The sequence below is a fragment of the Micromonospora sp. NPDC047620 genome (assembly GCF_043205005.1).
Lineage (GTDB): Bacteria > Actinomycetota > Actinomycetes > Mycobacteriales > Micromonosporaceae > Micromonospora.
In genome coordinates, this window is record NZ_JBIDDG010000015.1 from 16,079 (window position 1) to 29,023 (window position 12,945).

The 12,945-nt window shown below is 74.8% G+C and carries 12 protein-coding genes and 1 riboswitch; of the genes, 8 read left to right on the plus strand and 4 right to left on the minus strand.

Features of this window, described 5'->3' with window-relative positions:
- Positions 1-186: 186 nt before the first annotated feature.
- From ACGF5C_RS19750 to ACGF5C_RS19770, 5 genes are all read left to right on the plus strand, one after another.
- Entirely contained in the window at positions 187-429 is a 243-nt protein-coding gene (locus ACGF5C_RS19750; protein ID WP_393303525.1) for an acyl carrier protein, read from the plus strand.
- A gap of 61 nt (positions 430-490) precedes the next feature.
- The gene (locus ACGF5C_RS19755) at positions 491-1,201 is read left to right on the plus strand and encodes an SDR family NAD(P)-dependent oxidoreductase (protein WP_393303809.1); all 711 of its coding nucleotides are present in this window, start codon (positions 491-493) and stop codon (positions 1,199-1,201) included.
- Between the two features lie 5 nt (positions 1,202-1,206).
- Positions 1,207-2,616: an AMP-binding protein gene (locus ACGF5C_RS19760; RefSeq protein ID WP_393303811.1), complete on the plus strand. Its 1,410-nt coding sequence runs from the start codon at positions 1,207-1,209 to the stop codon at positions 2,614-2,616.
- Positions 2,610-3,662 (plus strand): acyl-protein synthetase, encoded by a 1,053-nt coding sequence (locus ACGF5C_RS19765; protein ID WP_393303527.1) that lies wholly within the window; start codon positions 2,610-2,612, stop codon positions 3,660-3,662. The genes ACGF5C_RS19760 and ACGF5C_RS19765 overlap by 7 nt, the downstream gene beginning before the upstream one ends.
- Positions 3,659-4,882, plus strand: coding sequence for an acyl-CoA reductase (locus ACGF5C_RS19770; RefSeq protein WP_393303529.1), 1,224 nt, complete (start codon positions 3,659-3,661; stop codon positions 4,880-4,882). The genes ACGF5C_RS19765 and ACGF5C_RS19770 overlap by 4 nt, the downstream gene beginning before the upstream one ends.
- Before the next feature lie 125 nt (positions 4,883-5,007).
- Here the strand turns inward: ACGF5C_RS19770 and pseI are convergent, their stop codons facing one another.
- The 4 genes from pseI to ACGF5C_RS19790 form a co-directional block, all read right to left on the minus strand.
- The gene (pseI, locus tag ACGF5C_RS19775) at positions 5,008-6,060 is read right to left on the minus strand and encodes a pseudaminic acid synthase (RefSeq protein WP_393303531.1); all 1,053 of its coding nucleotides are present in this window, start codon (positions 6,058-6,060) and stop codon (positions 5,008-5,010) included.
- Positions 6,057-6,560: a GNAT family N-acetyltransferase gene (locus ACGF5C_RS19780; RefSeq protein ID WP_393303813.1), complete on the minus strand. Its 504-nt coding sequence runs from the start codon at positions 6,558-6,560 to the stop codon at positions 6,057-6,059. Before ACGF5C_RS19780 ends, pseI begins: the two co-directional genes overlap by 4 nt.
- A 26-nt stretch (positions 6,561-6,586) precedes the next feature.
- Positions 6,587-7,753: a glycosyltransferase family 2 protein gene (locus ACGF5C_RS19785; RefSeq protein ID WP_393303533.1), complete on the minus strand. Its 1,167-nt coding sequence runs from the start codon at positions 7,751-7,753 to the stop codon at positions 6,587-6,589.
- Positions 7,754-7,842: 89 nt separating this feature from the next.
- Entirely contained in the window at positions 7,843-9,168 is a 1,326-nt protein-coding gene (locus ACGF5C_RS19790) for a polysaccharide pyruvyl transferase family protein (protein WP_393303535.1), read from the minus strand.
- 260 nt (positions 9,169-9,428) lie between these two features.
- Between ACGF5C_RS19790 and ACGF5C_RS19795 the strand changes: the two genes are divergently transcribed.
- The 3 genes from ACGF5C_RS19795 to ACGF5C_RS19805 all read left to right on the plus strand — a co-directional run bounded on the left by ACGF5C_RS19795 (position 9,429) and on the right by ACGF5C_RS19805 (position 12,318).
- Complete coding sequence (locus ACGF5C_RS19795) at positions 9,429-10,697, plus strand: acyltransferase family protein (protein WP_393303537.1); 1,269 nt, start codon at positions 9,429-9,431, stop codon at positions 10,695-10,697.
- Positions 10,698-10,884: 187 nt separating this feature from the next.
- A complete protein-coding gene (locus tag ACGF5C_RS19800) occupies positions 10,885-11,343 on the plus strand; it encodes a hypothetical protein (protein WP_393303539.1) in 459 nt (152 codons plus the stop codon).
- A gap of 216 nt (positions 11,344-11,559) precedes the next feature.
- The gene (locus ACGF5C_RS19805; protein ID WP_393303540.1) at positions 11,560-12,318 is read left to right on the plus strand and encodes a hypothetical protein; all 759 of its coding nucleotides are present in this window, start codon (positions 11,560-11,562) and stop codon (positions 12,316-12,318) included.
- Positions 12,319-12,605: 287 nt separating this feature from the next.
- A riboswitch (cyclic di-AMP (ydaO/yuaA leader) is annotated at positions 12,606-12,747 on the plus strand.
- Positions 12,748-12,945: the final 198 nt, after the last annotated feature.

Consider the following 12,945-nt stretch of genomic DNA (forward strand, 5'->3'; position numbering starts at 1 on the left):
ACGCTAGACCCGGCGGGTTAACACCTCGACGCCCCTCGGTGAACGGTCGCCGCGCCTGACGTGAATGCGGAACACCTTGCAGGCAAACACTTTTCGCCAGTTCAGGGCCAGGTTGAGGGGCCTTCGGCCTCGGCTACACTCGGCCCGCACGCCGAGGCGTGCGGACCAGTTACGGAGGAAATCGCGGTGGAACTTCAGCGACTGAGGGTCGTCTTCCGCGCGGCGTTGGAGATTTCCGACGACGCCGTTGTGGACAGTCTCGAATATCGCGGAATCGAGAAGTGGGATTCGCTAGCGCACATGTCGTTGGTGGCCGCCATCGAGGACGAGTTCGGCGTCATGCTGGACACCGACGAAGTGATCGACCTCAGTTCCTTCGACCGCGCGCGGCAGATCCTGGAGAAGCACGGTGTCGTCCTCACCGACTGACACCGGCACGGCCGCCGCGTCCGGGCCGGGCGCCGGCCGGGACGCGCTCGCCCGTCGGGTCCTGGTCACCGGGTCGACCCGGGGCATCGGCCGCGCCGTCGCCCGGCGGCTCGCCGCGCAGGGCTGCGCGGTCGCGGTGCACGGCCGGCTGCCCGGCTCCGCCGACGAGGTGGCCGCCGAACTGCCCGGCGGACCGCACCTCGCGGTGCACGGCGACGTGGCGGAGCCCGACCAGGTCCGGGCGGCGATGCGCACCGTCTTCGCGCGGTGGCGGGGGCTGGACGCGCTGGTCGTCAACGCCGGGGTGCACGAGGCGGGGCTGCTGGGCTCGGTGCCGGACGAGACGGTGACCCGGCTGTTCGCGGTCAACGCGGCCGGTGCCGCGCACACGCTGCAACAGGGGTCGCGCCTGCTGCGCCGGGGCGACCGGCCGGCGGTGGTGCTCACCGCCTCGCTGGTCGGTTCGGCCGGAGCGGCCGGCCAGGCCGTCTACGCGGCCAGCAAGGCCGCCGTCGAGGGGCTCACCCGGGCCGCCGCGAAGGAGCTCGGTCCGGCCGGGATCCGGGTGAACGCGGTCGCGCCGGGCTTCATCCGCACCGACCTGCTGGCCGGCCTCGACGAGCCGGGCCGGCGGGCCCGCGTGGACGCCACGCCGCTGCGCCGGCTCGGCGAGCCGGAGGAGGTGGCCGAGGTGGTCGCGTTCCTGCTCTCCCCGGCCGCCGCCTTCGTCACCGGCCAGGTGCTCGGCGTGGACGGCGGGCTGACCCTGTGAACGGTCTGCCGCATCCCGACGCGGCCGGTCTGCCGCATCCCGACGCCCGCCTGGTGGACGCGGCGACCGGCCGGCAGGTCGGGGGCGCCGAACTCGCCGCCCGGGTCGCCGACCTCGCCGCGCTGCTCGACCGCGAACCACCGGGCGTGGTGTTCGCCGCCGCCCCCGCCGAGATCGACGCGGTGCTGCGGATCCTCGCGGCCTGGCAGGCCGGCCGCGCGGTCGCGCTGCTCGACCCGCAGGTCGCGCCGGTCGCGCTGCGCGAGCTGGTCGACCGGTTCCGCCCCGCCGTGCTGCTCACCGGCCCGGAGCCGGTCGACGGCTACGAGCCGGGCCCGGTCGGCCTCGGCGCGGCCTGGCGGCGCACCGGCCCCGCCGGGCCCGCGCCCCACCCCGACCTGGCGCTGCTGCTGACCACCTCCGGCTCGACCGGCAACCCGAAGCTCGTGCGGCTCTCCGGCGCGGCGGTGCGGGCCAACGCGGCGGCCATCGCCACCGCGCTCGGCATCGACGGCGACGAGGTGGCCCCCACCACCCTGCCGCTGCACTACACGTACGGGCTGTCGGTGCTCACCAGCCACCTGCACGCCGGCGCCACCGTGCTGCTGGAGCGCTCCGGCCTCACCTCCCGCGAGTTCTGGACCGCCGTCGACCGGCACCGGGTCACCTCCCTGGCCGCCGTGCCCTACCAGTACGAGATGCTGCGCCGGCTGCGCTTCGCGCCCGCCCGGCACGAACGGCTGCGGACGCTCACCCAGGCCGGCGGCCGGCTGCACCCGGAGCTGGTGGCGGACTTCCACGGCCGGATGGCCGAGGTGTCCGGCCGCCTCTTCGTCATGTACGGGCAGACCGAGGCGACCGCCCGGATGACGGTACTGCCGCCCGACCGGCTGCCGGAGAAGCTCGGCTCGGTGGGGCTGCCGGTGCCCGGCGGGGCGCTGTCGGTCCGCGCCGACGACGGCACGGAGACGACCGCGCCCGACCGGACCGGCGAGATCGTCTACCGGGGGCCCAACGTGATGATGGGCTACGCCGAGACGGCGGCCGACCTGGCCCGCCCCGACGAGCTGGGCGGCGTGCTCGCCACCGGCGACCTGGGCCGGCTCGACGCCGACGGGTTCCTGCACGTCACCGGCCGGATCAAGCGGATCGCCAAGGTGTTCGGGGTCCGGGTCAACCTCGACGACGTGGAACGGTCCCTCGGCCACCACGGGCCGGTCGCCGCGATCGCGGGCGCGGACCGGCTGGTGGTGGTGGCCGAGGGCGCCGACGCCGACCGGCTCGCCCGGATCCGCGCCGAGGTGGCGGAGGCGCTGGGCACCCACTCGTCCGGCGTCCAGGTGCGCGGCGTGGACGCCCTCCCACTGACCCCGACGGGCAAGCCCGACTACCGCGCGCTGGAGGCACAGTGCTGACCGAGGTGTTCACGCTCACCCAGCCCGAGAAGGAACACCGGCTCCGCGACGAACTGGTCGGGCTGCTGGCCCACCACCGGCGCCACTGCCCGCCGTACGCGCGGATCCTGGACGCCCTGGGCGGCGCGGACGGTGACGTCGGGACGCTGGCCGACCTGCCCTGGCTGCCGGTGCGGCTGTTCAAGACCCGCAAGCTGGCCAGCGTGCCGGACGACGAGGTGATCCGGGTGCTCACCTCCAGCGGCACCACCGGCGAGGTCAGCCGGATCCACCTGGACCGGGAGGCGGCGGCCACCCAGTCCCGGATGCTGGCTCGCACGCTGGGCGCCGTGCTCGGCCCGCGCCGGCTGCCGATGGTGGTGGTGGACCGGGCCGGCGTGGTCGGCGACCGGCGCTCCTACTCGGCGCGCGGCGCCGGGGCGCTCGGCATGGTCAACTTCGGCCGCGACCACCTGTGGCTGCTCGACGCCGACGACCGGCCGGACGTCGCGGCGCTCAAGGACTTCCTGGCCCGGCACGGGGACGCGCCGTTCCTGGTCTTCGGCTTCACCTTCATGGTCTGGCGCTACCTCTACGAGGTGGCCCGCGACCACGGACTCGACCTGTCGAACGGGATCCTGGTGCACTCCGGCGGCTGGAAGAAGCTCGCCGACCAGGCGGTGGACAACGCCGAGTTCCGCCGCCGGCTCGGCGCGGACACCGGCCTGGAGCGGATCCACAACTTCTACGGGATGGTCGAGCAGATCGGCACGGTCTTCCTGGAGGGTCCCGACGGCGGCTCCCTCTACTGCCCGGACTTCGCCGACGTCATCGTCCGCGACCCGGTCACCTGGCAGGAGGCGCCGATCGGCACGCCCGGCGTGATTGAGGTGCTCAGCACCCTGCCCATCTCCTACCCGGGCAACGTGCTGCTCACCGAGGACCTCGGGGTGGTACACGGCGTCGACGACGGGCACTGGCCGGGCAAGCGGTTCAGCGTGCTGGGCCGGCTGCCGCGCGCCGAGGCCCGGGGTTGCAGCGACACCTACGTCGGAGGTCAGGCATGACGGTACGGATGAGGTTCCCCGCCGGGCCGGAGGTGTCGGTGGACGACCTGCTGCCCCCGCCCGCCGACCCGCCGCTGACCGTCGGCGACGAGCGGATCGTGGACTTCCTGACCTCGGTCTCCCGGCGGCTGTTGGCCCCGGCGCTGGCCCGCCGCCACCCGGAGCTGGGCTCGCTCGGGTTCTTCCTGCGCCGCCGGGAGTTGCTGCGCGGCGTGGAGCGGCTGCACGCCGGGCTCGACGACGGGGTGCTCGCCTTCCCCCGGGGCGTGGTGTTCCACATCCCGCCCGCCAACGTGGACACCATCTTCGTCTACTCCTGGGCGCTGTCCGCGCTGGCCGGCAACACCAACGTCGTCCGGGTGTCGCCCCGCTCGGCGGCGGCGGCCGACGCGATCCTGGACGTGCTCAACGACAGCCTGGACGCCGCCGACCCGGTCGTGGGCCGTACCCAGCGCATGGTCACGTACGGCCACGACGACGCGGTGACCGGCCGGCTCAGCGCCGGCTGCGACGTCCGGGTCATCTGGGGCGGCGACCGGGCCGTGACCGCCGTGCGTCGGCACCCGCTGGCCCCCGCGGCGCGGGACCTCACCTTCCCCGACCGCTCGTCGTTCGCGGTGCTCTCGGTGGCCGGCTGGGAGGCCGCCCCGCTCGCCGCCCGGCGGGACGCCGTGGCGCGCTTCGCCAACGACGCCTACTGGTTCGACCAGGCGGCCTGCGCGTCGCCCCGGGCGGTGGTCCTGGTCGGCGACGAGCGGCGCGCCGACGCCGTCCGGGCCGAGTTCGTGGCCCTGCTCGGCGTGGCCGTGCGGGAGCGGGGCTGGGACGTGGACGCGGCGATGGCCGTCGAGAAGCGGGTCGGCGCGTACGGGCTGGCCGCCGACGGGGGAGTGGCCCGCATGGTGTTCCACGACAACCTCGTCACCTCGCTGGAGCTGGACGGGCCGGCGGCGATGCCCCGGGAGTGGCTCGGCGCGGGGACGTTCGGCTTCGTCACCCTGGGAGAGCTGGCGGAGCTGGCGCCGTTCGTGCGCCGGCGGGACCAGACGCTGACCCACTTCGGGTTCACCCGGTCCGAGCTGGTCGACTTCGCCCGGCGGCTCGGCGGCCGGGGCATCGACCGGATCGTGCCGTTCGGCGCGGCGCTGACCTTCGCGCCGGTCTGGGACGGCCACGACCTGCTCCGCGAGTTCGTCCGGCTGGTCACGGTCGCCGACTGATTCCGTACCCCGGCGCTCCGCCCGGGCGGTCGCACGAGGAAGCCGGCGCCCGCCCCGGGCGGGGTCGCACGAGGAAGGGGGCCCGGTCCGCGCGGACCGGGCCCCCTTTCGCGGTGCGGGTGGCCTCAGACGAGGTCCCAGCTCAGCGGCGTCCCCTTCGGCACGTCCCGGGTGAAGACGCGGCCGAGCACCCGGTCGAGGTCGGCCGGGGGAAGTCCGCCGGCCGGCCGGATCGAGCGCACGACCGCCGCGGTGACCGGGTCACCGGCCCGGACGTCCTCGACCACCCAGAGGGACCGACGGAACCGCAGCCCCTCCCGCTCGGTCGGGGTGGGCCCGATCTCGGTGCCGCCCAGCGCCGCCCACGCCCGCTCCGACTCGACGGTGAGGGCGGTCAGCTCCGCCGGCTCCAGCGAGAAGTCCGAGTCGACGCCCCCGTCGGCGCGGCGCAGCGTCACGTGCTTCTCGATCAGACAGGCGCCGAACGCCACCGAGGCGACCGGGACGCCGATGCCCGGCGTGTGGTCGGACAGGCCCACCGGCACGCCGAACGTGTCGGCCAGCACGGGCAGCCGGCGCAGGTTGCTGTCCTGCGGCGGCGCCGGGTAGGACGCCGTGCAGGCGAGCAGCACGATGCCGCCGGCGCCGCCCTCCCGGGCCGTGCGGACGGCCGCGTCGATCTCGCCGACGGTGGCCATCCCGGTGGAGATGACCAGCGGTTTGCCGGTGGCCGCGACGAGCCGGATCAGCGGCAGGTCCACCAGCTCCGACGACGCGATCTTGTACGCGGGCGCGTCCAGCTCCTCCAGCAGCTTCACCGCCGTCGCGTCGAACGGCGAGGAGAACACCGTCAGACCGTGCCGGCGGGCCCGCTCGAAGATCGGCGCGTGCCACTCGTACGGGGTGTGGGCGCGCTCGAAGAGCTGCCAGAGGCGCTCGCCGCCCCACAGGTCGTGCCCGTCGGAGAGGCGGAACGCGGGGGCGTCGACGTCGATGGTGATGGTGTCCGGCCGGTACGTCTGGAGCTTGAGCGCGTGCGCCCCGCTGGCCGCCACCGCGTCGACGATGGCGAGTGCCCGGTCCAGGCTGCCGTTGTGGTTGCCGGACATCTCCGCGACCACGAGGGGCCGCTCGCCGGGGCCGACCGCGTACGGGCCGATCTTGACTGTCGCCGTCATCTTCCTCTGCTCTTCTCCGTCCACACCACCTGGTGCGGCGTGCCGTCGATGTCCCGCTCGTAGCGCCGGACCTCGCGAAATCCGAAACGCCGGTGCAGGGCCAGCACCGGCTTGTTGGCGGCCAGCGTCTCGCCGCCCAGCGTCTGCGCCCCGAGGGTGTCGAAGGCGTACGCGATGGCGGCCCGCTCCAGCGACAGCCACGCCGGCAGCAGTTGCCCACGGGCGTCCAGGCCGTCGATGTCCAGGTAGAAGCCCCAGGCGAGGGCCCCGTCCGGGGCGGTGACCCCGGAGAACGTGACGATGCCGGACGGCACCTCGTCGTGCAGGTGCACCAGCACCCGCCGGTCCGGGTCGACCCGGACCCTCGTCCACCAGGCGGTGTGCTCGACCAGGCCGATCTCATGGCTGGTCAGGCTCACCGCGCGCACCTGCGGGTGGTTGCGCCAGAGCAGCATCCGGTGCAGGTCGCCGTCGTCGGCCGGCCGCAGTGGCCCGGCCACCGGAGGCTCGGCCGTCGGAAGCCCGGTCATCGGCGGCTCGCCATCGCGGTGGTCTGGTCCGCCGCCGTCCCGGTCGCGGGTCGCCCGGCCTCCGTGGCCTGCCCGGTCTCCGCGACCTGTCCGGCCTGGTCGGCCTCCGGCGAGGGGAGGGCCGGCGGGACGGGCCGGCCGCCCCGCATCCGGCCCGCCGCCCGGTGGGCCCGGCGCAGCGCCGCGTACGCGAGGTAGCTGTTCCGCCCGACCAGGCGGTGCTTGAGCCCCGCGACTCCGTCAGGGCGGGCGTAGCCCGCGTCGGGCAGGTAGCGGCGGTAGTGCTCGGCGACCCGGCGGAAGAACGCGCGGCGCAGCCGCGGGTGCAGCCGGCCGTCGTTGCCCGCCACCACCAGGTAGTGGCTGATCATCAGGGTGAACAGCTCGGCCCGCAGCCGGTCGTCCGGGGCGTGCCGGTCCAGCCAGTCGAAGAGCCGCTCGTACTGGTCGAAGGCGTCGAAGTGCCGGCGGCTGCGGGTGGAGGTGATCGCGCCGAGCCGGCCCTGCCGGTAGAGGTAGCAGACCCGGTCCAGCACGGAGATCCGCTCCGCGCCGATCAGCAGCGGGTGGCTGAACGGGATGTCCTCGTACCAGCCGGGGAAGAAGCGCAGCTCCAGCTCGGCCATGAACCCGCGGCGGACCACCTTGTTCCAGGCGGTGTGCTGCACCTTCAGCAATTGCGGCCGGTCGGCGAGGCGGACCACGCCCGGCACCCCGCGCAGCAGGTGGCTGCTCGCGTCGACCTCCCGCCGGCCGCCCTCGTGCACCCGCAGGTGGTCCAGCATCAGCACGTCGGGCCGGTCCCGGCGCAACCGGTCCAGCACCGCCGGGATCGTGCCCGGTGGCAGCCAGTCGTCGCTGTCGACGAACCAGACGTACGCGCCGGTGGCCACGTCGAGGCCGGCGTTGCGGGCCAGGCCGAGGCCGACGTTGTCGGTCAGGTGGACGGTGCGGATGCCGACCCGCCCGGCCGCGTACGACCGCAGCATCTCCCCGCAACGGTCCGGGGAGGCGTCGTCCACCGCGATCAGCTCCACCGCGCCCGCCTCGCCGGCCGGGATGTCGGCGCGGATCGACTCGAGGCACTGGTACAGGTACGGCTCGACGCCGTACACGGGCACGACGATGCTCAGCAGCGGCGCTTGCGTCGGCTCAATGACCACGCCGACACCATCGACCGCGCGGATGGACGGCCCCGGAACCTCACGTGGCCGGTGCGGGTGGAGTGTTTGAACAGCCGCCCAGCGTCGGGTTAACGGTTCAGGATCCGCCGTACCGGGCCGCCGACGGCCCGCTTGACCCGGGCCCGCAGGCGCTGCTCACGGAGCGTCTCCATGTCCGTCTGCAACTCGGTGTTGCGGTCACGCAGCCACTGGAGGCGCTCCAGCAGCACCTCGGGAGCGGTCGCGCCGGCCGGGCGCACGGCGGGCGGGTAGGTGGTGGCCCGCACCCGCGCGTCGAACCGGGCGGCGCTGTCGCCGTCGGCGAAGGCGTTGCCCAGGTCGTGCTTGGCGAGGAAGGCGAGCATCGTCTCGTAGCGTGCCTTGTGGCCGTCGTTGAGCGCCGTGTAGTCCGCCTCGTCGTAGAGCTGGGCGGCGTCGACGTCGGCCGGCACCTCCTTCATCACCCGGTGCGGGATGTCGAAGTACCGGGCCAGCTCCAGGGTGCGTGAGTCGTGCGCGAAGAGGTAGCCGGGCGTGCCGGCGACCAGCGCGGTGATGGTGCCGTGGATCCGGGTGCCGAAGGCGAACTCGAACCCGGAGAGGTAGTCCATCCAGGTCCAGGGGTCGACGAACATCCGCACCTTGTCCTCGGTGAACAGCGGGTGCGACGTGTGGATCGGGATCGCGCTGGACTTGCCCCGGTCGTCGGGGGCGTCGCCGTAGAGCAGGGTGCCGAGCGTCTTGAGATCCTGCGGCAGGTAGCGCAGGTTCGCGTACCGCTCGTGGTGCCGGGCGATGATCTTCGCCATCGACTTCACGTACGGCGAGACGGTCAGCGCGAGCCGGTCGTCGGGCGCCAGCGCCGCCTTCCGCTTCTCCACCCGCAGGCTGTCGCCGTGCAGGAACATCGACGGGCAGCCGATCACGTCCACGGCGGAGAAGCCCAGCGTGCGCAGGTAGCCCTCGGTGATCTCACCCCGTACGCCGATGCTGTGCGAGCGGTCGAGCACGGCCCGGACGAAGCGGGTGACGGCGTCGTCGATCGGGCGCAGGTACTCCCGGTTGCCCTTGACGTCGGTCTGCACGCCCACCCCGAGCACCACCACCGGGATCTTCAGCCGCTCGACGAGCTTCGTCATCAGTTCGATGCGGTGGGCGTAGCTGCGCCGGAAGGCGTTGGCGAGCGGGACGACGTAGACGTCGTACCGCTCGTTGATCATGTCGGCGTCGCGCGGGTTGACCTTGAACTCGGTCGGGGTGATCTCGGTGGTGCTGGTCTGCAGCAGCTTGTGCGCGGCGTGGCTGAAGACGAGGTTGCCGTTGTTCTCGCCGATCCAGTTCCTCTCGAAGGCCTCCTCCGGGGAGTAGACGTCGAACGGGCCCTTCTTTGCCCGCATCAGGATCCGCTGGTGCATCCGTCCCCGCCTCTCGTCACCTCCGGGTCACGGAATATTAGGCCACCGGCCGACCCTGGCACAGACGCGCGTCACTCCGCCACGGGCAGGGACGGAACCGTCACGCGGTGGACGGGGACGCAGGGGGACATCCGGGGCGGCGGGTAGGGTGCCCGGCGGCGGCGCCGACCGGAGGCCGCCGCGGGCCGTCCTGCGCCGCCCGCCACCGCCGAGGAGGAGACGTACGTGCTGGTGACCCTGCGGACCGCCGGGCCGCCGGCATGACGGGGGCCGCGACCGTCGCGCCGGAGGCCCGGCCCGCGCCCCCGGCCGGTCGGCTGCCCTCGTTGACCGGGCTACGCTGGGTGGCGGCCCTGCTCGTCTTCGGCTTCCACGCCGGCACGATGGGGATCATCGCCGAGCCGGACCACCGGGCAGTGGTGAACTGGGTCTTCACCCTGGGCCTGTCCGGCGTGCAGTTCTTCTTCATCCTCAGCGGTTTCGTGCTGGTGTGGTCGGCCCGGCCGACCGACTCCCGCCGGGCGTTCTGGCGTCGCCGGATCGCCAAGATCTGGCCCAGCCACGTGGCGCTGTGGGCGCTCGCCCTGCTGGTCGCGGCCTGGTTCGCCGACCCGGTGGACCGCGTCGTCGCGGTGGAGAACCTCTTCCTGCTCCAGGCGTGGGATCCCCGGCCGGGCGCCTTCTACAGCATCAACACGGTCAGTTGGTCGCTGTCCTGCGAGTTCTTCTTCTACCTCTGCCTGCCGCTGGCGCTGCCGCTGCTCCGCCGGGCCCGGCCGTGGGCACTGTGGACCGTGGTCGTCGCGGTGCCGCTGCTGATCCTGGCGCTCTGGCCGGCCCAGGCCCTGGTGCCCGAGGAGAGCCGTTGGTGGTTCACCCAGATCTTCCCGCCCGTCCGGTCCCTGGAGTTCTGGATGGGCGTGGCCGCCGCCGAGCTGATGCGGCGCGGGCGGTGGCGGGGGCCGGGCCTGCCGGTGGCGAGCCTGGTCTTCGTGGCCACCTGGGTGGTCGCCGCGCAGTGGGTACGCGCCGAGCTGTGGGCGGCGTTGCTCTCCGTGGCGTACATCCTGGTCATCACCGCGGCGGCGGACGCGGACGTGCGCGGTCGGCGGTCGCCGTGGCGGTCCCGGCCGATGGTCTGGCTCGGCGAGGTCTCCTTCGCCTTCTACCTGGTGCACGTGCTGGTGATGGTGACCGTGCTCCGGCTCACCGGCGACTGGGGCGTCGGGTACCGCGGCTGGTGGGGGCTGGCCGCGGTGCTCGGTTTCCTGCTGGTCAACCTGGCCCTCGCCGGAGCGTTGCACCGCTTCGTCGAGACGCCGATGATGCGGCTGCTCGGCCCGCGCCGCCCGGCCCGGGCGACGCCGCCGGTCGAGGGTGTGGCCGCCGCGCGGCAGCGACAGCCGGCCGTGCCGGGGGAGCGGGGACGCGTCGTGCCGCACCCCCGGCACGCCGAGCCGGAGGCGGACCACCGGCCGGCGTACGTCGAGTCTCCTGCGACCGCCGGCCGGCCGCACCCCCGGGCGTAGGACGACCGCGTCCATTGGCACAGGTCGACCAACTGGAGCGGCTGGACTACCCGTCCACCCTGGTCCGTGCGGTCCGGGTGGACGGCAGGACGCGCAGGGCACCGGGCCGGAGGGTCGCCGGGACCGCCGCACACGGGACACGCCGAGCGGCGATGCGGACCGGCGGCATCGGCGGTAGCGTGGTCGCGTGCTTCCCGTCGCGCTCACCTGTCCCCTGTGGTGGGTGGCGCGGTGGGCCGCGCGGCTGCTGACCGGCCTCGCCGTCGCGGTCGCGTTCGCCGTCGGCGCCGGGTCCCTCCCCGCCGCCCCGGCCCAGGCCGGAGTGCCGTCGACCGACACCTGGGTGCCCCCGGCTCACGCCTGGGCGCCCCCGGCCCCGGCGCTCCCCGTCACGCTGGCACCCGCCGGCCCGCCCGTGGCCGTCGCCGACCACCGCGTCGTCGCCGTCGGCGCCGCCCCCGACCGGGCCGCCGCAGCCCCCGACCGGGCCGCCGCAGCCCCCGACTGGGCCGCCACCGGCCCCGGCCACCCCGCCGCTTCGGCCGACCCGGGCGCAGCCGCCGGGGCCGTCACCGTCGGCCCGGCCCCCGCGTCGGTCGGGCACACCCCGGTGACGGCCGGCCCCCGGGGCCCGCCGCACGTCTGATCCGCACCACCCCGCGGGGCACGCGCGCCCCGCGCGGGCCCGCCGTACGGCGCAGGAAGGGCTCCTTCCGCTACCGCAGGCGTTGACAAGGGTGCCCGTCCTCCGCTCTCCACCACCCGCACCCGTCCCGGCGGCGGGACGTGGCGCCACCGCGCCCCGCCACCCGGGCGCCGCGTGCGCCCCGCTGCCGCACTCGCTCCCCGTGAGGTGCCGACCATGGAGACCGTCGTCTACCAGTTCCTGATCGAGGTGCCGCGGGCCGCCGCCATCTGGTCCGCCCTGCTCCTGCTGGCCCTGACCGTGCTCGCCGTGCTGGTCGCCCGCCCCGAGCGGGTCCGTCCCGCCGATGAGCCGGTCGCCCCGCCCGCGGTCGACCCCGTGGCGGAGGCGGCCGACCTGCGCCGTTACGCCGAGGAGGTGGCCGTCGCGGCGGGCCGGGCCGCCCACGCCGCCCGGCGGTGGCGGGCCGACTGGCTCGCCGCCCAGGAGGAGGCCGACCGGGCCTGGCGGGCGTACGACGAGGCGGAGACCGCCGCCCGCCGCTTCACCGGGGCCGCCGCCCTGCCCGCCCCGCGCACCCCGCGCACGCCCGCCGAGTACGCCGCCCGCGAGCGCTGGCTGCACCACGCGGCGGTGGCGGCCCACTGGCGCGGCGACCTCTCCACCCGCCAACTCCGGGAGGTGTTCGGCCGCCGGGCCGGCTGGGATCCCCGCCGGCACCCGGTCGAGCAGGAGATCGCGCTGGCCCGGGCGGTACGCGACGCGAAGCGGGCCGACCACCGGGCCGCCGCCGAGCGGGAACGGTCGGCGTGGCGGGACGCCGACCTGGCCGCCGAGGCGGCGCGGGCCCTGGCCGGCGAGGCGTACGCCGCAGCGGTCCGGCTCCGGCCGGGCCGGCTCCCGGCGGCCCGGCCCGTGTCCGCCGGGCGTCGGCCCGCGCTCGCCGCGCGCTGGCGGCCCGCGCGGGCGGGCTGAACCGCCGGGCAATTTCGTGACGCCGGTCATAGCGGTGGCGAACCGGTCATCCGGCGCGGCCCGGCCGATTCCCGCCGACGATTCCGCGCCGATGTCCGCCGCTCGTCCGGTTGTCGACGCAAGGTGCGTCGGGAAACGGTCGTCCCATTGAGTCGCGTCAGTGCCGAACTGACCGCAAAAAAAGTCCCGCGATCAAGGTTTAAGCAGGTGGAAGCGGGTTGGCAGGGCGCGGGCCGGCCAGTAGTGTCGGCCCGTCCGGTGCGGTACCCGATCGCAAGAGGCGACGCCGCGCCGACCCGCCTAATCGTGAACAGGCGAGCCGGGGACCCAGTGCAACATCGGGGTGAATCCGTGGGCCACGGCCCGCGGTAGGGCGTTCTTCCCGCCCGAATCCGTCAGCTAACCCGGTCGGCGGCGTCGGAAGGAGTTCCATCCCCGTGCAGCACCCACCCGCCCCCCGGTCGTTCCGGCGCCTCCACGGCGCCGCGGTGCCCGCGCTCGCCCGGCCGCACGCCGCGAGCTGACCCACCGGTCACCGCCCGTCGCCCGGCATCCCGGGCGCATCCCCTGAGTGGTCCACCACCGCCGGACGCCGTCCGCGCGGTCGGTCCCCCCTGCGCGGACCGG

Coding starts and splice junctions, on each gene's coding strand:
- ACGF5C_RS19770 (WP_393303529.1), top strand. CDS start 3,659: ATGACGGTACGGATGAGGTTCCCCGCCGGGCCGGAGGTGTCGGTGGAC.
- pseI (WP_393303531.1), bottom strand. CDS start 6,060: ATGACGGCGACAGTCAAGATCGGCCCGTACGCGGTCGGCCCCGGCGAG.
- ACGF5C_RS19790 (WP_393303535.1), bottom strand. CDS start 9,168: ATGCACCAGCGGATCCTGATGCGGGCAAAGAAGGGCCCGTTCGACGTC.
- ACGF5C_RS19795 (WP_393303537.1), top strand. CDS start 9,429: ATGACGGGGGCCGCGACCGTCGCGCCGGAGGCCCGGCCCGCGCCCCCG.
- ACGF5C_RS19805 (WP_393303540.1), top strand. CDS start 11,560: ATGGAGACCGTCGTCTACCAGTTCCTGATCGAGGTGCCGCGGGCCGCC.